The sequence below is a fragment of the Paenibacillus sp. FSL R10-2199 genome, assembly GCF_038000235.1.
In the GTDB taxonomy this organism is placed as follows: Bacteria; Bacillota; Bacilli; order Paenibacillales; family Paenibacillaceae; genus Paenibacillus_AQ; species Paenibacillus_AQ phytohabitans.
In genome coordinates this window covers 1,658,037-1,682,307 of record NZ_JBBOBO010000002.1, presented here as the reverse complement: position 1 = coordinate 1,682,307, position 24,271 = coordinate 1,658,037, and the positions used below count along the sequence as shown (strand labels likewise).

Genomic DNA, 24,271 nt, shown 5'->3' with positions numbered 1-24,271 from the left:
GCAACTGTATTAATAATAGTAGTACAGTTAATACACCTTGACACCCTGTGAAACATCATATGAAAGGAGGACTGTCATGTTCGAACTCGATGTACGCAGCCGCAAGCCGATCTATGAACAGCTGACCGGTAAGGTCAAAGAGATGATTATGCATGGTATTCTGCAGGCGGATGAACAGCTGCCTTCGGTGAGGGCTTTATCCTCGCAGCTTACGGTGAATCCCAATACGATCCAGAAAGCCTACAGGGAGCTGGAGCGGGAAGGTTACATCTATTCACTGCAGGGCAAAGGCAATTTCGTAGCCCCGCTGCAGCACGGACAGAATGAGAGTAAACGGGCAGAGCTGAAGGAAGAGCTGCTGCGGCTGATGGCAGAGGCAGTCTATCTCGGATTCACGGAGAGTGAGATGAGTGCGCTGTACCGCCAGGCGCTGGATAAGAGAAGAGAGGAGAACAGCCATGATTGAGATACGCGGAGTGAGCAAGATTTTCCAGGAGGAAAAGGCTGTTGAAGACATTTCGCTGACTGTACATAAAGGCGCCATTTACGGCTTGCTGGGCTCCAACGGAGCCGGTAAAACAACGCTGCTGAAGACGCTCGCCGGTATCTATCGTCCTGAAACAGGGAGTGTCAAAATAGACGGCCAGCCGGTGTTCGAAGCTCCTGAGGTGAAGCGCAGGCTGATCTTCATGCCGGACAGTCCTTATTTCTTCCCGCAGGCAACTATCAGAAGTATGGCGGCATTCTACCGTTCCATCTATCCGGAATGGAGCCAGAAGAGATACGAGGAGCTCGGGACGGCGTTCCGGCTGGATACCCGGCGCAAGCTCAGCCGTTTCTCCAAAGGAATGCAGCGCCAAGCCGCCTTCTGGCTGGCCCTCAGCTGCAAGCCGGATGTGCTGATTATGGACGAGCCGATCGACGGGCTGGACCCGGTCATGCGCAGGCAGATCAAGAATCTGCTGTTCCAGGAGGTGGCCGAGCGGGAGCTTACCGTGCTGATCTCCTCGCATAACCTGCGGGAAATCGAAGATCTATGCGACCATGTCGGCATTATGCATGAAGGCCGGATGCTGGTCGAGAAGGATCTGGATGATCTGAAGGCGGACACGCATAAGATCCAGGTGGCTTTCCGCGATGAACGCCATGCTGCGGCGCTGGAGGCCAAGCTGCAGATTCTCCATCAGGAGCAGCGGGGGAGTGTCAGCCTGTATATTGTAAAAGGCGACCGGGAGCGGATCGCCCAGGCTTTTCATGTCTACGAGCCTTATGTGTTCGATCTGCTGGCGCTGACGCTGGAGGAAATCTTTATTTATGAAATGGGGGATGCCGGTTATGACGCGCAGCCGATACTTCTTTAACAGCAGCATTATCCGCCAGAATCTGCGCCAGCACGGCTGGATCGGAATTCTATATACACTGGTACTGTTGTTCATATTCCCGCTGCAGATACTCATGAACGGCTATCGTTTTACGGAGCCGATGGAGATACCGGACCTTTTTAACATTGGCATAGATATTGCACCTTTCCTTGTTGCTTTTCCTGTTGGAGCCGGCTTATTCCTGTTCCGTTATCTGCAGTCCAAAATGCCTTCCGACCTGTGGCACAGCCTGCCGCTGCGGCGCTCGCATCTGCTGGCTTCCCATACGCTGAGCGGTTTGCTCCTGCTGCTTCCGCCTGTCTGGATTACGGCTGCGGTTGCGGCTATCATCCGCCCGCTGGACGGCATCATGTATATCTACAACGCAGCCGATGTCTGGGAATGGTGCCTGACCGTCAGCCTGCTGACGCTGTTTCTATTTGTGTTCACGGTATTTGTAGGCATTTGCACGGGACAGACCATTCTCCAGGGAATCCTGATCTTCATCCTGCTGGTTCTTCCCGCTGCACTCCTGCAATTCATCGACCTGCATCTGAACAGATATCTCTACGGGTATCCAGAATGGTCCGGCTTGCAGAATATCCTGAATAACTGGGCACCGCTTCTGCGTATTATGGACCTGTCCGTGGAGCCTTTAACTAGTGTGGAGACGTGGGTATATGCCATTCTTTCCGCTGTGTTCATGGCGCTGTCCTTCCTGCTGTACCGTAAACGCCACGGGGAAAAAGCCGGTCAGGCTCTGGCCTTCTCCTACTTCAATCCGCTGTTCAAAGCCGGTGTGATGCTGTGCAGTATGCTTCTGGCCAGCCTTTACTTCGGTACCGGGCGGAATCAGCTTGGCTGGATCATCGGCAGTGTCTTTATCGGAGGGCTGGTTGGTTACATTGTAGTAGAGATGATTCTCCGTAAAACCTGGCATATTCTGACCCGCAGGCTGCCGCTTGAATTCGCGGTCTACAGCGTGCTGCTGGGTCTGCTGCTCTACATTCCCGTGTCAGGGTTAACCGGGTATGAGGACAGGGTGCCACAGGTTGATAAAGTGACTGCGGTATATGCCGGGGGGAATTACGAGTTCTTAACCCAGGATCCACCACAAGGGATTAACGGCATTAAGGAACCGGAGGAAGAGATTCTATCCACGGATCCGCGGTACATTGAAGCTGTCACTGCGCTGCATCATGCGATTGTTACTTTGAGGCCGGATCCCGGGAATGCGCCGAGTTATGATTATACGGGTAACCGGCAGTTCACCCTGGTATATAAGCTGGAGAGCGGGCGGAAGCTGATGCGGACCTACAATGTTCCGGCCAAGGGTTTCGAGCCGGAACTGAAAGCCATAATGGAGAATGCGGACTTTAAGCGCGTGAAATATGTTCTGTCCATGCTGGACCGGAATGTAGACAGCTTCAGACTGAGTAATCTGGATAAGGCGGTCAGTATTTCTGACCGGCAGGAGGTTCAGGAGCTTAAGGAGATTCTGAAGCGGGAAGTATTGAATATGTCCTATGAAGATCAGGTTTCCGGTCAGCTTGAGCGGGCATCCATTGAGTTAGTCAATAAACCGGATTCAACAGGTTATCAGCGCTATTATTCTTATCCGTGGTATCCTTCATACCATGAATTGGGGACCTGGCTGGAACAGAAGGGCTATGCTAATAAAGTTAAGGCAACAGCAAAGGACGTATTGTCGGCTGTAATTTTCAAAGATTACAACAAGGATGGAATGGCTTCAGCGCTTCGTGGCAGTATTGAACGGCGTTTGAATCTGGCCCGCAACGAGGAACGTTCAGTCACAGTTAAAGATAAGACACTTATTGATGATATTCTGCAGCACCGTCAGAATGTCACCGGACAAGATGGCAGGTACGTGGTGAAGATAGAGTACAAAATTGGAATGACGAGTTACATCTCAATAGACGAACAAGACGTAACGCCAGAGCTAAAGGCCCTTCTACCATAGTCATCTTGTCTATTAAAATTAAACCAAAGTCAGACTAATGCCCCCGTATCCGGTGATGTTTCCCGGACGGGGGCATTGCTCTGCCGCATGTATGGGGGAAATAGAGAATGAGGCTGCTGCATTCGGGATGGATACTCTTTATTCCGCCCGAAGCGTGCCGGGGAGGAAATGAGGTGCGGAAATGAGGCGCTTGCGTGTCTTAAGCCTCTGCTTGGGTTATGCTTATATAAAGTAAGCATAATGACTCACATGAAGCTGCCGTGTAAGGAGGGAACTTTAATGGAAGAGGTACCGGATCATCTGGATCATGGACTGCAGATCGTCTTCATAGGATTTAACCCCAGCATCCGTTCCGGAGAGCTGGGTCACCACTATGCCAATCCGCGCAATAACTTCTGGCGCATCCTGCATAAGTCCGGTCTGACGCCGCGGCTGTATGATGCCTCGGAGGACGGCGAATTGCTGAAGCTGGGCTACGGGTTCACGAACATTGTCGCCCGCCCCACGGTAGGCGCTGAAGATATAACCCGGGAGGAATACACGCAGGGCCGGGAGCTGCTCCGGGCCAAGCTGGAGCAATACCGTCCGGAGATCGCCTGCTTTGTCGGCAAAGGCGTATACACGGAATTCAGCCGCAGAACCAAAGCGGACTGGGGATTTCAGGAGGGGGTGACTCCGGTGGTGGATGGAGTGCGGGAGTTTGTCGCGCCTTCGTCCAGCGGTCTCGTCCGTATGCCAATGCCGGAGATCGTGGATATTTACCGGCGTCTGCATGATTTTACGGAAGAGAAGGAGACTTGAGGCAAGGGCCGCCATATACTTGATTCGTAGTTTCCGCAGGATGGGGACTTCTGAGGAAGCCCTGTAGACCTGAAAGTTGTACGTTTTACAACTTTGATTCATTGAGAGCCAGGTATTCAGGCGGATTGTTGTATGAAATACAAGAATAATCCTGCTAAGCCGCTAGAGAAAGGCGAAATCATGCCTTTTGTACAACAATTCTGGATTTAGGCCCATAGGATGAAGGGAATGTTGTATTATAGGTAGGATTTTATAAAAGGTCACCAGATCTTTGCCCCGGAACGCGGATAAGCGGATAAAGCTGGTAAATTCGAACAATTGCAGTGAACTGCAGGTAAAACAAAAGCCCCCTCAGCTCAAAGGCTTAAGGGGGCTTACATAGTTAGATCTGAATCAGCAGCAGAATGATGGATGATAACGACAGGCAGACGCTGACCAGATACAGCACAGCAACGACCTGTTTCTGGTTCAGGCCGGCTTTGAGCAGGCGGTAATGAACCTGGGTGGCGTCGGCCTGATAGATGGCCTGGCCCTTGAGGAACCTTTTGACGACAACAAAAATATTATCGAAGATCGGCACGCCGAGCGCAAGAATCGGGATGCACAGGGACAGCACCGTTGCCTGCTTGAAGGCACCGTCGAGCGCAATCACGGCCAGAATGAAGCCGAGGAAGGTGGCGCCGGCGTCACCCATGAAGATTTTGGCGGGAGCCTTGTTGTAGCGCAGATACGCGACTGTGACCCCGATCAGCGACATCGCCATGATGGCCGACGAGGATTGTCCCATGGTAATGGCGACTACGAACAGGGTTACTGCCGAGATCGCCGTCAGTCCTCCGGCCAGGCCATCCATGCCGTCAGAGAAATTAATCACCGTGGTGACGCCGAAGATCCAGATAATCGTCAGCAGGAACTGCAGAATGAATGGCAGTGAGATATAATCTCCTGAGAAGGGATTGATGAATCCCGTGAAGGCATTGCCTGAGAAAAAGACGAGAATCGCTGCGGCGATCTGAACAATGAATTTCGGAAGCGCCGGGAAGTCCTTGCCTTTGGTTTTGTACCAGTCATCAATGGTTCCTATTGTCAGCAGCAGCACGCCGCCGATGAACAGGGCCAGCGTCTCCAGTGAGAAATCCCGGGCAAACAGCAGATATGTAATAAAGAAGCCTACGAATATGGCATAGCTGGCCGTGAGCGGAATCGGCTCCCTATGTATTTTGCGTTCTACATCTTCTCTGGGCCTGTCCACAAAATCAAGGCGGAAAGCGAGCTTACCAAGAGGGGGAATCAGCAGATAAACGATAAAAAATGACACGAGAAACGCTAAAACGTATAAAATGACAATCACCCCGTTGATTTATTTAAAATATAAGAACATATAGGTTTCACACGATAACTTATCCTTCTATTTCTCGCAGAAACGCTACCATCCTTAAAAAAAGGACGGTAAAGCCGTTTCTGCTTGGGCTGGTCTGTCCTAAATTATATCGCAGAAGGTTATACGTTGTCGAACCAGCAAACGAGATGGAGGGAATTATTTTGAAATACGAATGTATTTTATTTGATGCTGATGATACGCTGTTTGATTACGGGATGGCGGAGAGCCATGCCTTGTACCACGCCTTTGCCCATTTTGGCCTGCCGACAGGGGCAGAGGACTATGCGGCCAGCTACAAAGCAATTAACCATTCGCTGTGGAAGGATTTCGAGCAGGGGCGGATTACCTCTGCCGCGCTGCGGGTGGAGCGGTTCAACCGGCTGTTTGCCGCACATCACCTTGAGCTTAAGCCGGATGAATTCAGCGAAGCTTATCTGCGGTTCCTCGGTGAAGGCACGTTCCTGATTCAAGGCGCGATAGAGCTGTGCGGAGAGCTTGCCGGATGCAGGCTGGCGATTATTACGAACGGAATCAAGGATGTGCAGCAATCCAGAATTAAGGGTTCGCCGCTGAGCGAGGTGTTCGAGGCGATTATTATCTCTGAGGAGACCGGGTATCAGAAGCCGGAGACGGGGATTTTTGACTATGCTTTTGAGCGGCTTAAGATTACCGATAAAAGTAAGGTGCTGATTGTCGGTGACTCCCTGACCTCGGATATCCAGGGCGGGATCAATTATGGCATCGATACCTGCTGGTTCAATCCGCTGGAGAAGCCGGGAGATCCGGATGTGCTGCCTACCTATGAAATCCGCAGTTTACATGAGCTGCTGGAGATTGTGCGCTAGGGCGAAGTTTGTGGCAGGCGGGTGAAGTGGCGCGCCAATCCTTCTTGAACTTGGCTTCCGGGAGGTTGAAAGATTCTCCCCTGTGTTAAATATATAAGGACGCTATATTCATCCTATATTGATAACAACACACGGGAGAGGATTACTATGAACAAAAAATGGCTGATTGCCGCCGTGGTCACCGGACTTACGGTAACCGGCTCGGCAGGAGTCTACGCAGGCGCCAAGCTGCAGCAGATCAAAGCCTATCTCAACCACAGTCTCGGGATTGTGGTGGATGGCACTCCTTACTGGCTGAAGGACGGCAATGGCAAAACTCTAACGCCAATCACCTACGAAGGCACCACTTACCTGCCAATCCGTTCGATCGCGGATGCGCTGGATGTGCCGATAACTTATGATGCCGCGAATTATAAAGTGCGGATCGGTACCGGCAGCGAGGTCACTCCTTCACCGGGAACCTCCGCTGGCGGCGGGACTACAGCTCCGGTAGAGGGTACTGCCCGGCCGGTTAATCTGCCGAAGGATTTCCCGATTCCGGCCGATGCCCTGATTGCGACTACCCTTGATACGGATGCTAACGGTGTGAAAAAGGTAGCCTTCAGCTACTCCACGCAGGAAACGCTGGACATGATGGGATTCGTATACAGTGAATATGTGCGGATTAAGCGGCTCGATAATGCCTCTGAGACCGTATCCGCCAGCACGGTCAAAATTACCGGCAGACTCGGTGGTACAAGCCCGGTATCGATCACTGGTAAAGCTTCGACTGCCCGGCCGGGCTTCAATATCTTCACCGTTACCTGGTCAGAGAGCTAACGGAGTAAGTATGCCGTCATACAGCCGTATACAGACTCAAAACTCCGGGCCGCTTGTCGGCCCGGAGTTTTTGCTGGGATGCTGCAGATTCAGGAGGTGCCTGGTACACGGACTTCTGCACCCGGAGACCCTGATTGTCCGCTGTCCGTGGGTCCTCTGAGCAGGATAGATGCTGTGCCCGCCAGCCGGGCAGACGCCTTAAGCCTGCTGCCGGGTATCCAGCGGCTTCAAATGGGCTTCGATCTGTTCACGTTTCGACTCCAGGAACGGCGGCAGGGCCAGTGATTCCCCGAGATGCTCCACCTCTTCATCGGTGGCGAAGCCCGGTCCATCCGTAGCCAGCTCGAACAGGATTCCATTCGGCTCGCGGAAGTACAGTGAGCGGAAGTAGAAGCGGTCGACGAATCCGGAATTGGGCAGCTGCACGGTGCGGATACGTTCGATCCACAGCTTGAGCTCTTCTTCGTTATCCACGCGGAAGGCGACATGGTGTACACCGCCCCGTCCGAGGCGCTCCTGCGGCAGATCCTTGCGTTCCTCCAGATGAATCTCCGTGCCGGACCCGCCTTCTCCGGTCTCGAACACGATGACATCCGGCTGTCCGGTTACCGGCGAAGGATAAGTGCCTGCGCGGCGGAAGCCGAGCAGGTCTTCCAGAATCAGTGCCGTATGTTCGGCAGTCTCCACTGTAAGATGTGCCGGACCCAGTCCAACAATGGCATATTCCGCCGGTACGGGGCTCTTGTCCCAGGGCTTGCCGCCGGCCATGCCCTGATTATGCTCATCCGAGACGAGGATGAGGCGCTGTCCCTCGTGGTCGGTGAAGGCCAGCGTCTTGCGGCCGCCGCGTTCGGTAATCTCATCGTGCTCTACACCAAACACCGTGAACCGCTGGGTCCAGAAGAGCAGCGCATCATCACTTGGTACACGGAGTGAAAGTGCAGAGATGCTGTTGTTGCCGTCGCGGTTGCGGCCGGCGTTCGGCAGCTCGAAGAAGGTAAGCTCCGTACCCGGATTCCCGGTCTCATCACCATAGAACAGGTGATAGACAGAGACATCATCCTGGTTTACTGTTTTTTTGATCAGGCGGAGTCCGAGCACTTCTGTATAGAATTTGTAGTTTTCCGGTGCTTTGGCTGTAATGGCGGATACATGATGAAGCCCTTTTAATGTTAAACTCATGGGAAGACCTCCTAATAAAGTTTTGCCGCTTCGTAAGCAGCAGCTATAATTTTGTGACCTTAAGCGGATGTATTTGAACGTACCGGATACTTAATGAGTATTTTTAAGTTACTATAATTTTAATAGTTAATAAGAATAAATGCAAGATGTATTTTATAATCCTATATAGTATCCAAGAAAGCGGGGGTAAACATGCATACCCAATCAAGTCTGCTGCGGCAGCTGGAGAACCTGCGAATCGATCCGCGCGGAACGCTGCTGGTTCATTCCTCCTATAAAAGCATCGGTGAAGTAGAAGGAGGGGCGGACACCGTACTGGATGCGCTCTCCGAATATATGAAGGAAGGGCTGCTTGTCCTGCCGGCACATACCTGGTCATATATTAACGGGGCGAACCCGAAGTTCTCTGTTCTGGAGTCACCCGTCTGTGTCGGCATCCTGCCGGAGCTGTTCCGGAAGCGGCCGGGTGTGATCCGCTCCTGGCATCCGACCCACTCTGTAGCTGCGCTTGGAGCAGACGCGGCGGCCTTCACTGCCGGAGACCAGCGCTGGGATACGCCCTGCGCGCGAGGCTCGGTCTACGGTAAGCTGCTGGACCGCAAGGCAGAGATTATGCTGCTGGGTGTGGATCTGCGGAGGAATACCTTCATCCATGGCATTGAAGAGTGGGTGGATATCCCCGGCAGAATGACGGACGGGCATGAACTGCTCTACACTGTGACACCTGAAGGGGAGGAAATCGCTGTTCCTTCACGCAGACATTCCGGGCTGTCCTGGTCGCAGCATTTCTGGAAAGTGGAGCCTGTGCTGGAGGAAGGCGGCGCTCTGCGCCGGGGGAGCTTCGGGGATGCCGGAGTCATGATCTGCGGAACCGTGGAGACCACGGATATCCTGAGCCGCATGCTGGAGGACAATCCGGATTTGTTCTCGGACAATGAACCGCTAAGCGGAGGGGATGTGCCTGAAGCATTACCCAAGACGAAGCCGGGAATTCCGCAGCACCGGCCAGCCCGGGAGCGCTCCCGCCCTTAATCCGGGGCCGGGTATCTGTTCATTCTGGCAAGGCCCTATCAATGTATGGTATATTATTCTCACAAAAAACAAAGTAAGGAGATTGGAAATGACAAAAACTTTGATCTTTGGACACAAAAACCCGGATACAGATACCATCTGTTCAGCAATTGCTTATGCAGCACTCAAGAAGGAACTGGGCTGGGATGCCGAGCCGGTCCGGCTGGGAGAAGTCAGCGGAGAAACCCAATATGCGCTTGATCACTTCGGGGTACCGGCACCGCGCCACGTGGAGAATGTTGCCGCTGAAGCGAAGCAGGTTATTCTCGTTGACCATAACGAACGCCAGCAAAGTGCGAATGATATCGATCAGGTCCGTGTGGTTGAAGTTATCGACCATCACCGGATTGCCAACTTTGAAACCGCTCATCCGCTGTACTATCGTGCAGAGCCGGTAGGCTGCACTGCAACAATCCTGAACAAGCTGTACAAAGAGCATGGTGTAGCCATTCCGAAGGACATCGCCGGTCTGATGCTCTCCGCTATCATTTCCGACTCCCTGCTGTTCAAATCGCCGACCTGCACAGATGAAGATGTTGCCGCTGCCCGTGAGCTGGCTGACATTGCTGGTGTAGACGCTGACAGCTATGGCCTTGCCATGCTCAAAGCGGGTGCGGACCTAAGCGACAAGAGTATTGCCCAGCTGATCTCCCTGGATGCCAAGGAATTCAAAATGGGTGAATACAAAGTGGAGATCGCCCAGGTCAATGCGGTAGATGTGAACGATGTGCTCTCCAAGCAGGCAGAGCTGGAAACAGCCCTTACCGCGATTATCGACGACAAGGGACTTGATCTGTTCCTGTTCGTAGTTACCGATATCCTGAACAACGATTCGGTTGGACTGGCGTTGGGCCGCGTGGCCGGTGCCGTGGAGCAGGCTTACAATGTGAAGCTGGACGACAACAAAGCTGTGCTGAAGGGTGTAGTTTCCCGCAAATCACAGATCGTACCGGTGCTGACCGAGACGATTGCCAAGCTGTAACAGGCACGCCAGGAACTCATCCGGAACAGTAAATTATTCATAATTTTATATAAAGCCGGCTGCAGCATCCTTAACAGGATGAAGCAACCGGTTTTATTTTACAATTGACAGCAACTCCTTCCGGTTTGGCGGGTATAATCAGCATAGGAATATTTGAGGGGGACGGAAATGATGGGGAAGATACGTAAGCTGGCGGTGTCCACACTTGGACTGATGATTATCTCAGGAGGAACTTTGCTGTATGCTGCTGCGGGCAAAACGGATCTCTCTGTATACATAAATAATGTGCTTCAAAAGCAGCCGGGGATATCATCGGAAGGCCAGACCTATGTGCCGCTGGACCAGCTTCCAGACAATATGCATGCGATCCTGTCTCTGGACGAGTCGGCGGGGACGGTCCGTATCTATAAGCCCAATGTGAACACGGTGCTGCTTGATGAAAAGGGTACCATTTTCGGCAAAGTAAGAACCGCATCCAGCAGCACGTTCTACACCCTGGTGCAGGTGGATCAGCTGAAAACGGATGTTTCTGATTTGAAAATAACAATTACCGACCCGGCCGGCAAAACGGATACCGTGGACAATCAGCAGATTACGGAGAAGAAGGAGAGCTTCTGGTTCAAGTCGGCGGCGTATAATTACACCTTCACGGAGAAGGGCAGCTATACGATCCAGGTCTATTTGAAAGACACTGCATCCAAGAAATGGTTCATCGTTTCCGAACTGCAGATATCGACCACTTAGGGTCTTCATCATGAAGGAGGAGCGGGGAATATGGCAAAAACACGAAACAGCGGAGCTCCCCAATATAAGTCGTTTGGTCTTGTACTGCAGGCATTGGTAATTCTCGCGAAAAAAGGTAGTACCTGTTCCAGCTGCGAAATCGCCGGATTGCTGTCGTCTGAAGCCACACTGTTGAGGCGCCTTATGGCTAATCTGACCCGTGAGCAGATTCTGGTAACCCGCGAGGGGCGTGACGGAGGATATCTGCTTAACCGGGCGCCGGAAGAGTTGACGCTTGCTGAGATTTATCAGGCTATGGAGGCAGGAGAAGGACGCGATAATGGTCATAGTGATACAATATGTGTAAATGCATTGGGGACACAAATGAAGGTTGCCTATGGTGAATTGCTGGACGAGCTGGACCAGAGTGCGCTAAGAGTTCTGGAACGTTATACGCTGGCCGATATGGTGCGCAAAACGGAAGATTGACAGGGTGCTTTTTTTTGAATTATACTGTGCGTAATATTATACAGTTAAACGCTGGCGCTAGAATACAGCGGTTGATGAAGTGCTTATTTGGATCAGGAAGAGGAAGAGGAGGATGAGCGTATGTCAGCAGAACTAAAGGTAGAACAGGAATTCGGCAAGGTGATTCGCGATAGGCATTCTGTGCGGAAATACGATCCATCCTGGACAATATCCGATGCGGAGATTAAGGAGATCCTCGAAGAGGCGATTCTTGCCCCGTCTTCGTCCAATCTGCAGCCTTGGCGGTTCATTGTTATTACCGACCCGGACGTGAAGGCGCAGCTCCTGCCGATCGCCCATAACCAGGCACAGATTACCGAATCCTCAGCAACGATAGCCGTACTTGGCGATCTGGAGGCTTACCGCAACGCGGAGACCATCTATCAGTACGCAGAAGCAGCCGGTTATGTCACAGCGGAAATAGGTGCGGCTATGGCCAAAAGAAGCTATGACGGCTATTCGGGCATGCCTGCTGAGAAGCTGAAGGAGATTGCGCTGATCGACGGAGGGCTGATCTCCATGCAGCTTATGCTGGCAGCCAAGGCGAGAGGTTATGATACCGTGCCTATGGGCGGATTCGTGCACGACAGCTTCAAGGCGCTGTTCGGGATTACGGAGCGTTATGTGCCGGTGATGCTCATTGCACTGGGCAAGGCAGCTGTAGAGGGACGGCCGACAGCCAGACTTCCGCTGGAAGCAGTTGCGCAATGGAACGCTTTTCAGGCCTAATTCTGAAGGATTAAGCTTCACACTATATTACTGAACCTGCTGTCTTCTGAAGAAACGGATGCCGCCCCAAGGGCCGGTGCCCGTTTCTTCTTGTTTGCGGAGCTTTCTGCTACACTGAAGGTATGGAAGACCCTGAAATTCATTAAGACAGACCATAACAGCCTTTAGGAGGAGATCACATTGATTACAGTATATCCTGCAGAGTCTGCACACCGGTTCGATCACGGCTGGCTGAAGGGCAGTCATGTCTTCTCGTTCGGCGATTTCTATGATCCTGATAATACAGCCTTCGGCCCGATGCGGGTCTGCAACGATGATACCATCTCTCCGGGAAGAGGCTTTGGTGCCCACCCGCACAGTGATATGGAGATTGTCTCCATTGTGCTGTCCGGCGTGTTGCGCCATGAGGATAACCTTGGCAATGTGGCGGAGACTTCTTTTGGCGGCATTCAGCGGATGTCAGCCGGAACGGGCGCCATTCATACAGAGCATAACCCTTCTGACAGCGAGCCGGTGCGGCTGCTGCAGCTGTGGTTCATGCCGCGTACCCGGGGAACGGCTCCTTCCTATGCGACAGGACGCTTCGATCCGGCGAATCTGGATGGAAGACTGCTTCCGGTAGTGGCAGCTGAAGCCTCGGCGGAGGTCGTCGGCATTGCCCAGGATATGACCATCTATCTGGGCAGAGCGCAGGCTGGCGGGCTGCTTGATTTCCGGCAGGAGCCGGGCCGGCGGATCTTCGTCTATTTAATCGGCGGACAAATTACGCTGAACGGGGACGCTGTGCTGAAGCCGGGAGATTCTGCCCGGATTGAAGGGGTGAGCCATTTGGAGCTGCAGGCAGACGGGGATATGCTTGTCATGCTGATTGATCTGCCTTAAATAAGGCTTAAACCTAAATGTGGAGGAGGAATCCTTGATGGCAGAGCAGGAAAGAGTACTGGTGAAGCATTCCGTAACAGGGCGTATGCTGATCAGCAGTACAGATGGCATAGGCTATACCTTTGATGAGCAGGGCGGGCTAACCGTGATTACCCTAACCGGAGTTCCGGCTGATAAGGGTGCGGCAGTTGCTGAACTCAAGGCTGAGCTGAATGTATTCCGTTTCGAGGAACCGGCTGGCGGGCCGGTGATTAAGCACTGGTATTACGTAGGTGATCATCCTGTAGTATATGATGCGGCCACGGGCCGTCTGACGATAGCTGTGCAATCCGAGATCGAATACCGGCCGGACCAATACTGGGAATAAAGCTGCAAAGACATCAATCTGACTCTCTAATGCTTCGCGTGAGGTTGATGTCTGGTGCTTGCTGGATTTTGCTGAAAAAAGCTGAAAATGGGACAAAAGATATTGACAACATGTCCTGAAAGGTCTAGCTTTGTTATGAAACGTAACATGTACATAAAGTGGAGACAGGAGAAATGAAGCTAATGGAATTGTTTGCGGCAATGGAGCGGGACGACTACGAGGAAGTGCTGTTTTGTCAGGATAAGGCATCAGGCTTGAAGGCAATCATTGCTATTCATGACACAACACTGGGTCCCGCACTGGGTGGAACGAGAATGTGGACCTATGCTACAGAGGGAGAGGCGGTTGTGGACGCGCTCCGGCTCGCCAAGGGCATGACGTATAAGAATGCGGTTGCCGGGCTGAATCTGGGCGGCGGCAAGACGGTGATTATCGGGGATCCCAAAAAAGATAAAAATGAGGCGATGTTCCGCGCCTTCGGCAGATACATACAGGGCTTGAACGGCCGTTATATTACAGCCGAGGATGTAGGCACTACGGAAGAGGATATGGACATCATCCATCAGGAGACGGATTTCGTCACCGGCATCTCGGCTACCTACGGTTCATCCGGCAATCCTTCACCGGCTACAGCTTTCGGGGTATACCGGGGAATGAAGGCAGCGGCCAAGGCGGCATTCGGCAGTGATTCACTGAACGGCAGAACCGTTGCCGTGCAGGGTGTCGGCAATGTATCCTTCACGCTGTGCAAATACCTTCACGAGGAGGGGGCACGCCTGATCGTCACAGATATTAATAAGGAGGCTGTCAGCCGGGCAGTAGAGGCTTACGGGGCTACAGCGGTGGACCCGGGTGAGATTATTCAGGCGGATTGTGACATCTACGCGCCGTGCGCACTCGGTGCCACCATTAATGATGAATCCCTGCCGCTGCTGAGAGCCAAGGTTGTGGCGGGAGCCGCTAACAATCAGCTTAAAGAACCGCGCCACGGGGATGCCCTGCATGAGATGGGGATTGTCTACGCCCCGGACTATGTCATTAATGCCGGCGGTGTAATCAATATCGCCGACGAGTTGAACGGTTATAACAAGGAACGGGCGTTCAAGCAAATCGCCAAAATCTACGACAGCATCACCCGCGTGCTGGAAATCTCCCAGCTGAGCGGAATTCCAGCTTACGCTGCAGCGGATCAGCTCGCAGAGGAGCGGATCTCGCTGCTGCGTAACAGCCGCAGTACCTTCCTGCGCAACGGGCAGCATGCCCTTAGCAGAAGATAAGGTGAGCAGCCGGGGCGGGAGCGGTGATCCCGCTGCATAATCCGGGTTGCGTTGAATCTGTACATGAACGGCCCTGTTCCGCTAATCGGCGGTGAACAGGGCCGTTTCTTAGGCTGTATAGCAGATCATTCGACAATTCGTTTGCTATTTCATGCAGAATAGTGAGAAATGTAGCAGTAGCCGGCTTGGATAATAAGGAAAATAGAACCAGGAAAGATCTTGCAGGATTGAAAGGTGGAGACACATGGCAGCGGTGAATATGAATGCGGCAATGAATTACGGAAGCAGGGAGTCGTACTTTGACGGGACACTTATCGAGTATATTGGCTGGTGCCTGGCAGGCTGGCTGGTTACGGTGTGTACCCTCGGAATTTGCTATCCTTGGTCTGTGGTGATGATCTACCGCTGGAAGGTGGAGCATACCGTAGTTAACGGGCAGCGTCTGCGGTTTGACGGCAGTGCCGTAAGCTTGTTCGGACAATGGATCAAGTGGTTCCTGCTGTCATTAATAACGCTCGGCATCTACAGCTTCTGGGTAAGAATTAAGCTGGAGCAGTGGAGAACGAAGAATACTCATTTCCAATAATCCGCCGCATGATTTAAGAATACGTAAGACAGACCAAGAGCCATCGTCCGTAACCGGAGGATGGCTCTTGCTTTGCAATTCCGCTGCTGGAAGGGCGGCAGCGGGGTACGGGATAAATAGCGGTTATTGCACCTTTTGCGGCTCCGGATAGGTTACGCCGAGAGTATCGACCGTTACCTTCTTCATCACCGGCGGCTGTTCAGGGCGGTCATTAGCATCACGCGGCAGATTGACGATATCCTGGACGGCTTCCAGTCCTTCGGTAACCTTGCCGAAAGCGGCATAGCTGCCGTCAAGGCTCGGATACGCGGCGGCCATAATGAAGAACTGCGAGCCTCCCGAGTTCACATCCTGGCTTCTGGCCATGGATAGAACGCCTTCTGTATGCAGCAGATTATTGGTGAATCCATTGGCGGAGAACTCTCCGGCGATACTGTAGTCCGGACCGCCCATACCTGTACCGTCAGGGTCGCCGCCCTGAATCATGAAGCCGGGAATAACCCGGTGGAAGATGGTTCCGTCATAGAAGCCCTTCTGGATCAGCGAAATGAAGTTGTTGACCGTGTTGGGGGCAACCTCGGGATACAGCTCAGCCTTAATAATGGCGCCGTTATCCATTTCAATTGTAACTACCGGATGGCTGGCCGTGGCTGAAGGTACGCCTTCCGTAGCTGCAGCAGCATTATCCTGTGGCGCCGTAGTAGCCTCGCTGCCGGCGGTAGTACTATTTCCGTTTCCGGCAGCAGCATTATTGTTCACAGGCTTGTTGCCGCAGCCCGCCAGAATCACGAGCATCAGACACATCGCCGCCAGCAGGATGACGGGTTTTCTAGTAGTAAGCTTCACGGTACAAATCTCTCCTTTTATCTTTGAATAATAGGTGCAGTCTCCCTAGTATCATACCTTCTTTGTCCCGCTTCATGCAAAGCCTGCCCCTCCGGCCGGGATTGGCACATTCTTCAAAGAGGGGTAGAATGGGAGAAGTGCTTCCAAAAAAACGCTGAAGGGATGTGTACAGCATGAGTTTTTCATGGAAGCGGAACCTGATCGTGCTCTGGGTAGGGGTTTTCTTTTGCAGTACGGCATATTCGATCTCGATTCCGTTCCTCTCAATTTTTCTTAGCGACCAGTTAGGTGTTACAAGCCATTTGGAGATATGGTCTGGGGTCAGCTTCGGCATTACGTTTCTGGCCAGCGCGCTAATCTCGCCTTACTGGGGTTCACTTGCCGACAAATACGGCCGCAAGCCGATGCTTATCCGTTCGGGCTTCAGCCTGGCGGCCCTGTATCTGATTAATTTCTTCGTGCATGATCCTTATGTATTCTTAGTCGTGCGGATTCTGCAGGGACTGCTCGCAGGGTTCGTTCCGGCAGCAATTGCTATGGTAGCGACCAACACACCGGAGGATAAGACAGGCTATGCGCTTAGCATCATGTCTACAGCCGGAGCCACCGGCAGCATCATCGGGCCGCTCATCGGCGGCGTAGTCAGCTATTATTCCAGCAACCGTGTTGCGTTCCTGTTCTCGGCTGTTATTGTGCTGGTCTCCGCGCTGATCGCTACCTTCTTCGCCAAGGAAGAGAACTTCGACCGTTCTGCCCCGCGTTCCAGGGTAAGTGATGATATCCGGGAAGCCGGCCAGAACCGGGCATTTATCACCCTGCTTCTGCTTGCGGGCATCAGTACCTTCTCCGTCATGATTCTGGAGCCGCTGCTGCCGATCTATCTGCTGGACATGGGGATTTCACGCAGCAGCGCCTCGCTTAGCTCCGGAATCGTTTTCTCGGCAGTCGGTATCGCTACCGTAATTATGGCACCGCAGTGGGGAAGAATCGGCAGCCGCAAAGGCTATGGCTTTATTCTCTTCATCGGTCTGATTGGCGGAGGGATCGGGAATATTCTGCAGTATTTTGTATCAGGTTATGTAGAGTTTGCTATTCTGCGGTTTGCCTACGGCCTCTTCTATGCCGGTGTGCTTCCTTCCGTTAACGCGATGATAGTCCAGGTCATTGAACCGGGATTTCGCGGACGGGCCTTCGGGCTGAATCAGGCGGCCAGCCAACTGGCAACGATGGCGGGACCGATTATCGGAGGTCTGCTCGGAGCCTTCCTGCCGATCCGCTGGGTATTTGTCATTAACGGCGTCATGCTGCTTGTAGCGGCTGTACTCGTGAAGACCCACAAGCTGGAATCGAAGGTGAATGCCGCGCACGCGGGAATCCAGGTGACACCTTGAGAAGTAACTGCCGCTGTTTCTACTTGTGAAGCTCTTTGACGGCGGCCAGCGTTGTCCCTTCAGGAACAGGGAGCAGTGCGCTTTTGGAGATGCCGATGAGCTGGGAACTGTAGATGCCGCTGTGTCCGGAGAACAGATAGCTGATTACGCAGGCGATGAACATGTATACCGCTCCGCCGGAGCCAAACAGCTCAATGCCCATAATGAAGCAGGCGATCGGTGTATTGACCGCTCCGCAGAAAACGGCGATGAAGCCGAGCGAAGCCAGGAAAGGTCCATAGAGATGAAGTAAGCCGGCCAGACTATTCCCCAGAGTAGCTCCGATGGCAAAGAGCGGGGTCACCTCGCCGCCCTGAAAACCAGTCCCTAGGGTGAAGGCTGTGAAGACCAGCTTCCACAGAAAGGCGAAAGGATGGACATCCCCCGTAAATGAACCGCTGATTAGCGGAATCCCGAGGCCCAGGTAATCCCGTGTACCGGCAATGTACACCAGGGCGATAACGATAAGACCGCCGGTGGCGCTTTTGAGCATAGGGTTACGGATTAGGGCGGTGAAGGTCCGCTTCAGATAATGGGTAAGCTCGCTGAACAGCAGGCTGACCAGACCGAACACAATGGACGCGGCAATTACTTTGACCAGCACCAGCGCATCCATTCCGGGGACAACATCCACCTGATAGTGGATATGGTGCACACCCCACAAGCGGGAAGCGACAAGATCACCGGTGAAGCTGGCAACGAAACAGGGCAGCAGGGCCTTGTGGCTGATCAGGCCGATGGCGATAACCTCCAGACCGAAGACCGTTCCGGCCAGCGGGGTCCCGAAGATCGAGCCGAAACCTCCGCTGATTCCGCACATGAGCAGAATTTTGCGGTCCAGGGAGTTGATCCGGAGCCGTCTTCCCAGCGCATCGGCCAGACTGCCGCCCATTTGCACAGCCGTTCCCTCACGCCCGGCAGAACCTCCGAAGAGATGAGTAATCAGTGTCCCGATAAGGACCAGAGGCGCCATCCGCAGCGGAATCGCTTCATCTCCCTGCTGAATTTGCTCCAGAATAAGATTGTTACCCTTTGCGCTATTCCTGCCGTAACGCATGTACATGCCGCTAACCAGAGCGCCCCCCACAGGAAGCAGGAACAGCAGCCAGGCATGCTCCAGCCGGACCTTGGTCACGGCTTCCAGGCTTTTCAGGAAAATAGCCGAGGCACTCCCCGACAATAGTCCCACCATTCCCCCCAGCACCACCCATTTCACAAATGTACTCCAAAGAGCGAGCTGGCTCTGCCGTGCTGCAAGCTCCACCCACCGTGCATACTTCCTCTTCATCCTGCTATGCCCCCATATCCCGAGTCTGCTCCCTGAAAATAAACAGACTCCTACCAGCGAGTGATCACTGGTAGGAGTCATTAGTCCCGAAGGACGGTTATGGCGAACTCCATCGCCGTATTGAATGCCATTATAGTAAGTTTATTTCGTTCAAATGTCAATACGGTTATGCCGCTTAGTCCTCTTCGCCGCTCGAGCCGTTCAGCACATCGGTTCCGGGCATTGCGTCGGGGTCCGGGGAGACCGGGTCGATCGCGCTGCCGGGATCAATATCGTCGGCATCCGGAATATCCTCCAGCGGAAGCTCTTCCTCTTCCTCCAGCAGCTCTTCCTCATCCGCATAATCAATTACATTGCCGGTCAGGCCTGCCGCGCCGGCAGCGTACAGTGCATCCGATTCCAGGAGCTCGTCCCGTTCCGGCGCCGGAGTCCCTGGCGGAGGGGGGTTCCGGTCTGCACGCGGGCCCAGCCCGGAATCCGGCACATTCAGTCCGATGTCGGCAGCCAGGATATTATCGCCGACCAGTGCCGGATCGGAACCGTCGTCCACCACACCGTCGAAATCTATGGGTGTGAAATTAGCGGGATCGTGGCTGGCCAGAGCAGATTCAAGCGGCCGGTTCCCGGCGGTGTCCACTTCATCACTTGGACTTTGTTCGGTAATCGTGCCGAGCGGACGCAATTCTTCCAGCGGAATATCCTGTTCCGGGGAAATGCCGCCCATTTTGGTATAACGCTCGTACACAAAGTCGGCTTCGGTCTTATTGAATTCATTGCCCATTGCTGTTCAGCTCCCTTTATTTTAAGTCTGCCCCTCTTTGGGGACAGCATGATTAACCGCAGCTTTCTGATCCTTGTCCGGAAGTGCGCCGGGATAGGTGCCTTCCTGAAACAGTCCGGACTCTTCATCAATATCCCGCTCGGTAATCAGGTCCTCACGGTCTTGTTCTTCACCATCAGCAGGTTTCTTATGAGTGTCCATCGCGAGCCTCCTTTACCTATAGTAATTGTATACCCTTTAAACCAGCGGCGAATCTGTTCGGCACCCGGGCAGCCATTCTGTTAATATATTCATTCCACCCGTGGAATAACCACAATTAACGCGTAAATATAAGAATGCATAGGCTTCACAAGCTAACTTATCCTTCTATTTTTCGAGGTTTTTTGCAGGATAAGGCAGGTATAGTGCGAACGTTGTCGAAAATAAGAATCATATGAACTACATAAATACAACTAAGGATTCACTGGGGTGCCACAATGAAGTTGCCTTCAACCAAAACAGCAGCCGCACTAATTATGCTGCTGCTTGTAATTGCCATAATCCCGGTTGGCATTGCCATGGAATGGGGCGGACATAAAGAAGTAACCCTCCCGGCATGGCAGCTTAAATGGGAACATGCAGCTCTACATGATATTCAGGAGGCGATGGCGGCTCCTTCCGGGGAGTGGCGGACTGTACAGGCGCGGGCAGGCAGGCCGCAACCGCCTGCAGGTGCGGATTCAGTCTGGCTGCGGCTTTCTTTGCCGCGGACAGAGGCGAATTCAGCACTCCTGATTGACAAAGTATACGGCGACAGCCTTAAAGCATATATAGACCGCCAGCTCATCTATGATTCCAGTGAGGTGGTCAATTACAGCGGCAACAAGGTGCTAATTCCGCTATGCGGGGAGGACAGTGCCAAGCAGCTGTATCTATGGAGTGCCGGCGGCGGCAAGGATTTCGGCATCGGGGGTAAGGTCAGGGTCGGCAGCTATGACAAGCTGCTGTCCTTCTATGTGAAGCAGGATCTGGTGGATATTGTCATTGGAGCGGCACTGATATTTATGGGCGGAGCGCTGATGATCTGTCTGTTGTTCCTTAAACCGGAATTTTTCTCGGGCGGATTATTTCTGATTCTGGTCATTATATCCTTTGGCGTGCTGCTGATTACGTATTCTCCGTTCCTGCGGCTGATCGTGAACAGCCAGGAGCGGCTTACGGGAATCTGCTTCGATCTGGCACTCTTCACACTTCTGCCGGCGTTTACGATCTACTTTGAACAATTATTTGGACCCGGCAAGCGGGGATATACCACCCGGCTGCGCAATTTCCAGCTGGCTTACTCCTTGTTCTGCCTGGGTGCGCTTGCACTGAATGCCGTGCTCTCATTCCGGCTCGACTACCTGTACTCCTTCCTGACCATCAATGTGACAGGTGTGCTGATTATGGCGCAGTTTGTTTATTTGCTGTATATGTCGCTGACTTATGCCCTCAGGGGCAATAAAGATGCTGTGATTTTCTCGATGGGGTTCTCTGTGTTAGCCTTCCTGTCCCTGAGTGAGCTGCTGATCTATTATTTCTCTTCGGAGAGGTATCATCTGTATTGGTGGAAATGGGGAATGGTTCTGTTCGTTATTTCCCTGATTGTTATTCTGGGAAGACGGTTTGCGGGGAGTCATGAGCAGGCTTTGGAATACTCCAGGGAACTGGAGAAATTCAATAATGATCTGCAGCGGTCGGAGAAAATGGAGATTATCAGTGAACTCGCTGCCTCGGTTGCCCACGAGGTACGGAATCCCCTGCAGGTAACCCGCGGTTTCCTGCAGATTCTGGGAGAACGCTCCGGCAAGAAGGAGAAGGAGTATCTGCAGATGGCCATGGAGGAGCTGGACAGGGCCTCGGTCATCATTACCGACTTTTTGACGTTCGCTAAGCCGGGTATGGATACGGTAGATGTATTTGAAGTCTCCGGAGAGCTGAAGCATGTATCAGGCATTCTGGTGCCCCTCGCCAATCTGCAGGGTGGAGCCATTGAACTGCATCTGCAGGAGGATCTTCAAGTGTCGGGCAGTCCGGCCAAATTCAAGCAGGCATTCATTAACCTGATTAAGAACAGCATTGAGTCATTGCAGGAGGAAGGCCTGATTATAGTAACCGCCTGGAAGACAGGCAATCATGTGGTCATCAGTGTGCAGGATAACGGCGAAGGCATGAAGGTCAGCGAGCTGGCCCGGCTGGGGGAGCCGTATTATTCCAATAAGACGAAGGGGACGGGGCTTGGACTCATGGTTACCTTCCGGATTATTGAAGCGATGAACGGTTCCATAGAGTTTCAGAGCAGGAAGGGTGAGGGGACAGAGGTTATTGTTAAATTACCAGCCTCAGGTAATAATTAGGAATTATTTTTGTTTATTCCGTTTTTTTGAAGGGATGGGCGGAGGGCGGAGCGAAATACTAACACTAACAGAACTTTGTTTCTGAAACTTTCTTCTGAGGTGCTTGCATGTCTTTGATGTTCAAAAGTTTACATATAACCTTAGTGCTGTTTCTGCTCTCAGTAACCTGTGGACCGTTTCTGGTATCAGCGCAAAGTTACTACCCTGCCAGCGAGATCAGCCATTGGCAGATGAAGTGGCAGGAGGGTCCGGGAGACAGCGGGCGTAAGATTCCTCTGAGGGAAACCGAGGGATGGATGGAAGTTGAAGCGAAGACAGAGATGCCTCAGCTGCCTTCCGGGGTATCCTCCGCCTGGACGAAGCTAACACTGCCCTCATATAGCTACGCAGCCCCTTCCGTCTATATTGATGCGATCTATGCCCTGCATGTCAAAGTGTACGTGGAAGAACGGCTGATTTTTGAGAGCGACCGCAGCTTTATTAAGGATAATTATTCGCTGCTTGTGCCTCTGGATATGACGGACAACGGCAAAACGATGTATATCTGGACGGAAACCCTGAAGGACCGGATTGGAATCAAGGATAAGATCGTGGTCGGTGAGCATAGTGTTCTGATCAAGGATTATATTAAAAATGGACTTATCGATGTGATCCTGGGCGGCGCCTTTGTGTTCGTGGCGGTGGTCCTGTTTGTCTGCTCATTTTATCTGAACAAGGAGTACTTCCCGGTTGCAGCTTCCTTAGCCATAGTGATAGCCTCCACCGGAGTGCTGTCTATTACCTACTCACCGTTTACATATACCTTCTACAGTTATCTGGGACCGGTCAGCGTGGTGTTCTTTGACGTGGCGCTATTGTCGCTGTTGCCTTCCCTGACCTTTCTGTTTGAGAAAATATTCGGCGGCGGCAAATTCGGCATCATCCGCTCATTCCGTAAATTCGAGTCCGTTTACTCCCTTTTTTGCATCCTCTGTCTGATTATTAATACGCTCTCCGGCGACCGGATTTTGGAATTCTACTATTTTGTCTCGACTAAGATTCTTGGGATCATCATGATCCTGCAATTCATTCTGCTAATCGCCTGCGTGATCATATTCTCCCTGAAGCGCAATAAGGATGCCATCATTTTCGCCATTGGTTTCGGTACTGCAGCATTAACCGGAGCCTCGGAGCTGGTCTGGTATTATGTTAAGGGCGGAAATTATGACCTGTTCTACTGGAAATGGGCGCTGGTAGTATTCATCCTGTCACTGATTGTCATCCTGGGCCGGCGGCTGGCGCAGAATCATCAGCAGGTGGTGAAATATTCGCGTGAGCTGGAGCTGTTCAACAATGAACTGCAGCGTTCGGAGAAAATGGAGATTATCAGCGAGCTGGCAGCGTCTGTAGCCCATGAGGTGCGCAACCCGCTTCAGGTTACCCGGGGGTTCCTCCAGCTGCTCAGCGAGAAGTCGAACGGCGATGAGCGGAGATATCTGTTCATGGCTCTCAGTGAACTGGACCGTGCAGCAAGTATTATCACGGATTTCCTGACCTTTGCCAAACCGGAGTTTGAGCAGATTTCCCTGCTTAACGTGAACGAAGAATTCAAGCATATCCAGAGCATACTCTTGCCGCTGTGCCATTTAAATGGAGGCAAAATGATTCTGGATGTTGAGGATTGCTTATGGGTTAAGGGCAACTCGTCCAAATTCAAGCAGGCGCTGATCAATATTATCAAGAATAGTATCGAATCACTGGGAGAAGACGGCGCGATCCACCTGCTGGCCTATGGTAAAGGGGATAAAGTATACATTCATGTCAAGGATAACGGGGCGGGGATGGAGCCTGCGGTCCTCAGCCGGCTGGGTGAACCGTACTTCTCTTCCAACAAAACAAAAGGTACGGGTCTTGGACTGATGGTTACCTTCCGTATTATCGAGGCGATGGAGGGTGAAATCCGCTTCATGAGCAAAAAAGGAGCCGGAACCGAATCCATCACCATTCTGCCGCGTGCAGAAGGTCCGGATGATTCCAACTCCCTATTAGCTTGATTT

The 24,271-nt window shown here is 52.6% G+C and carries 24 protein-coding genes and 1 riboswitch; of the genes, 18 read left to right on the top strand and 6 right to left on the bottom strand.

Annotation, left to right across the window (positions count from 1 at the left end):
* The first annotated feature begins 76 nt into the window (after positions 1-76).
* The 4 genes from NYE33_RS35165 to NYE33_RS35150 all read left to right on the top strand — a co-directional run bounded on the left by NYE33_RS35165 (position 77) and on the right by NYE33_RS35150 (position 4,143).
* The gene (locus tag NYE33_RS35165) at positions 77-466 is read left to right on the top strand and encodes a GntR family transcriptional regulator (RefSeq protein WP_042133893.1); all 390 of its coding nucleotides are present in this window, start codon (positions 77-79) and stop codon (positions 464-466) included.
* Positions 459-1,361 (top strand): ABC transporter ATP-binding protein, encoded by a 903-nt coding sequence (locus NYE33_RS35160; RefSeq protein WP_042133894.1) that lies wholly within the window; start codon positions 459-461, stop codon positions 1,359-1,361. The genes NYE33_RS35165 and NYE33_RS35160 overlap by 8 nt, the downstream gene beginning before the upstream one ends.
* A complete protein-coding gene (locus NYE33_RS35155) occupies positions 1,336-3,342 on the top strand; it encodes a DUF6449 domain-containing protein (protein ID WP_341069920.1) in 2,007 nt (668 codons plus the stop codon). The genes NYE33_RS35160 and NYE33_RS35155 overlap by 26 nt, the downstream gene beginning before the upstream one ends.
* A gap of 279 nt (positions 3,343-3,621) precedes the next feature.
* On the top strand, positions 3,622-4,143 hold the full coding sequence (locus NYE33_RS35150) for a mismatch-specific DNA-glycosylase (protein WP_144026182.1): 522 nt from the start codon (positions 3,622-3,624) through the stop codon (positions 4,141-4,143).
* Positions 4,144-4,525: 382 nt separating this feature from the next.
* Here the strand turns inward: NYE33_RS35150 and NYE33_RS35145 are convergent, their stop codons facing one another.
* Positions 4,526-5,485, bottom strand: a complete 960-nt coding sequence (locus NYE33_RS35145; protein ID WP_171720677.1) for an MraY family glycosyltransferase — start codon at positions 5,483-5,485, stop codon at positions 4,526-4,528.
* 200 nt (positions 5,486-5,685) lie between these two features.
* On the opposite strand from NYE33_RS35145, the gene NYE33_RS35140 reads away from it, so the two are divergent.
* Positions 5,686-6,369, top strand: coding sequence for a YjjG family noncanonical pyrimidine nucleotidase (locus NYE33_RS35140; protein ID WP_039302939.1), 684 nt, complete (start codon positions 5,686-5,688; stop codon positions 6,367-6,369).
* A 147-nt stretch (positions 6,370-6,516) separates the two neighbouring features.
* Positions 6,517-7,188: a stalk domain-containing protein gene (locus tag NYE33_RS35135; RefSeq protein WP_052421681.1), complete on the top strand. Its 672-nt coding sequence runs from the start codon at positions 6,517-6,519 to the stop codon at positions 7,186-7,188.
* Positions 7,189-7,386: 198 nt separating this feature from the next.
* On the opposite strand, the gene NYE33_RS35130 is transcribed toward NYE33_RS35135, so the two are convergent.
* A complete protein-coding gene (locus NYE33_RS35130; RefSeq protein ID WP_341069918.1) occupies positions 7,387-8,370 on the bottom strand; it encodes a ring-cleaving dioxygenase in 984 nt (327 codons plus the stop codon).
* A 192-nt stretch (positions 8,371-8,562) separates the two neighbouring features.
* On the opposite strand from NYE33_RS35130, the gene NYE33_RS35125 reads away from it, so the two are divergent.
* The 9 genes from NYE33_RS35125 to NYE33_RS35085 all read left to right on the top strand — a co-directional run bounded on the left by NYE33_RS35125 (position 8,563) and on the right by NYE33_RS35085 (position 15,515).
* Complete coding sequence (locus tag NYE33_RS35125; RefSeq protein WP_336103549.1) at positions 8,563-9,402, top strand: AAC(3) family N-acetyltransferase; 840 nt, start codon at positions 8,563-8,565, stop codon at positions 9,400-9,402.
* Between the two features lie 88 nt (positions 9,403-9,490).
* Entirely contained in the window at positions 9,491-10,423 is a 933-nt protein-coding gene (locus tag NYE33_RS35120; protein WP_336103548.1) for a manganese-dependent inorganic pyrophosphatase, read from the top strand.
* Positions 10,424-10,591: 168 nt separating this feature from the next.
* Entirely contained in the window at positions 10,592-11,167 is a 576-nt protein-coding gene (locus NYE33_RS35115; protein ID WP_336103547.1) for a hypothetical protein, read from the top strand.
* 30 nt (positions 11,168-11,197) lie between these two features.
* The gene (locus NYE33_RS35110) at positions 11,198-11,635 is read left to right on the top strand and encodes an RrF2 family transcriptional regulator (RefSeq protein ID WP_340989045.1); all 438 of its coding nucleotides are present in this window, start codon (positions 11,198-11,200) and stop codon (positions 11,633-11,635) included.
* Positions 11,636-11,755: 120 nt separating this feature from the next.
* Positions 11,756-12,403, top strand: a complete 648-nt coding sequence (locus NYE33_RS35105) for a nitroreductase family protein (protein WP_340989043.1) — start codon at positions 11,756-11,758, stop codon at positions 12,401-12,403.
* A 180-nt stretch (positions 12,404-12,583) separates the two neighbouring features.
* Entirely contained in the window at positions 12,584-13,285 is a 702-nt protein-coding gene (locus NYE33_RS35100; RefSeq protein WP_341069917.1) for a pirin family protein, read from the top strand.
* Positions 13,286-13,322: 37 nt separating this feature from the next.
* The gene (locus tag NYE33_RS35095; protein ID WP_076247394.1) at positions 13,323-13,652 is read left to right on the top strand and encodes a hypothetical protein; all 330 of its coding nucleotides are present in this window, start codon (positions 13,323-13,325) and stop codon (positions 13,650-13,652) included.
* Between the two features lie 182 nt (positions 13,653-13,834).
* Positions 13,835-14,929, top strand: a complete 1,095-nt coding sequence (locus NYE33_RS35090; RefSeq protein ID WP_042133922.1) for a Leu/Phe/Val dehydrogenase — start codon at positions 13,835-13,837, stop codon at positions 14,927-14,929.
* 244 nt (positions 14,930-15,173) lie between these two features.
* The gene (locus NYE33_RS35085) at positions 15,174-15,515 is read left to right on the top strand and encodes a DUF898 family protein (RefSeq protein WP_039302961.1); all 342 of its coding nucleotides are present in this window, start codon (positions 15,174-15,176) and stop codon (positions 15,513-15,515) included.
* A 123-nt stretch (positions 15,516-15,638) separates the two neighbouring features.
* Here NYE33_RS35085 and NYE33_RS35080 read toward each other — a convergent pair whose 3' ends face one another.
* Entirely contained in the window at positions 15,639-16,361 is a 723-nt protein-coding gene (locus NYE33_RS35080; RefSeq protein WP_144026184.1) for a peptidylprolyl isomerase, read from the bottom strand.
* Between the two features lie 173 nt (positions 16,362-16,534).
* Between NYE33_RS35080 and NYE33_RS35075 the strand changes: the two genes are divergently transcribed.
* Entirely contained in the window at positions 16,535-17,752 is a 1,218-nt protein-coding gene (locus tag NYE33_RS35075) for an MFS transporter (RefSeq protein WP_042133924.1), read from the top strand.
* A gap of 19 nt (positions 17,753-17,771) precedes the next feature.
* Here the strand turns inward: NYE33_RS35075 and NYE33_RS35070 are convergent, their stop codons facing one another.
* The 3 genes from NYE33_RS35070 to NYE33_RS35060 all read right to left on the bottom strand — a co-directional run bounded on the left by NYE33_RS35070 (position 17,772) and on the right by NYE33_RS35060 (position 20,061).
* Entirely contained in the window at positions 17,772-19,079 is a 1,308-nt protein-coding gene (locus tag NYE33_RS35070) for a voltage-gated chloride channel family protein (RefSeq protein WP_042133926.1), read from the bottom strand.
* A 64-nt stretch (positions 19,080-19,143) separates the two neighbouring features.
* A riboswitch (Fluoride riboswitch) is annotated at positions 19,144-19,205 on the bottom strand.
* Between the two features lie 49 nt (positions 19,206-19,254).
* Positions 19,255-19,860, bottom strand: a complete 606-nt coding sequence (locus tag NYE33_RS35065) for a hypothetical protein (RefSeq protein WP_052421682.1) — start codon at positions 19,858-19,860, stop codon at positions 19,255-19,257.
* A gap of 21 nt (positions 19,861-19,881) precedes the next feature.
* On the bottom strand, positions 19,882-20,061 hold the full coding sequence (locus NYE33_RS35060) for a hypothetical protein (RefSeq protein WP_042133927.1): 180 nt from the start codon (positions 20,059-20,061) through the stop codon (positions 19,882-19,884).
* Positions 20,062-20,336: 275 nt separating this feature from the next.
* Here NYE33_RS35060 and NYE33_RS35055 point away from each other — a divergent pair, with 275 nt between their 5' ends.
* Together NYE33_RS35055 and NYE33_RS35050 are read left to right on the top strand one after the other, a co-directional pair.
* Positions 20,337-22,235: an ATP-binding protein gene (locus tag NYE33_RS35055; RefSeq protein WP_341069915.1), complete on the top strand. Its 1,899-nt coding sequence runs from the start codon at positions 20,337-20,339 to the stop codon at positions 22,233-22,235.
* A gap of 116 nt (positions 22,236-22,351) precedes the next feature.
* The gene (locus NYE33_RS35050; RefSeq protein ID WP_231575288.1) at positions 22,352-24,268 is read left to right on the top strand and encodes a sensor histidine kinase; all 1,917 of its coding nucleotides are present in this window, start codon (positions 22,352-22,354) and stop codon (positions 24,266-24,268) included.
* The last annotated feature ends 3 nt before the right edge of the window (positions 24,269-24,271 follow it).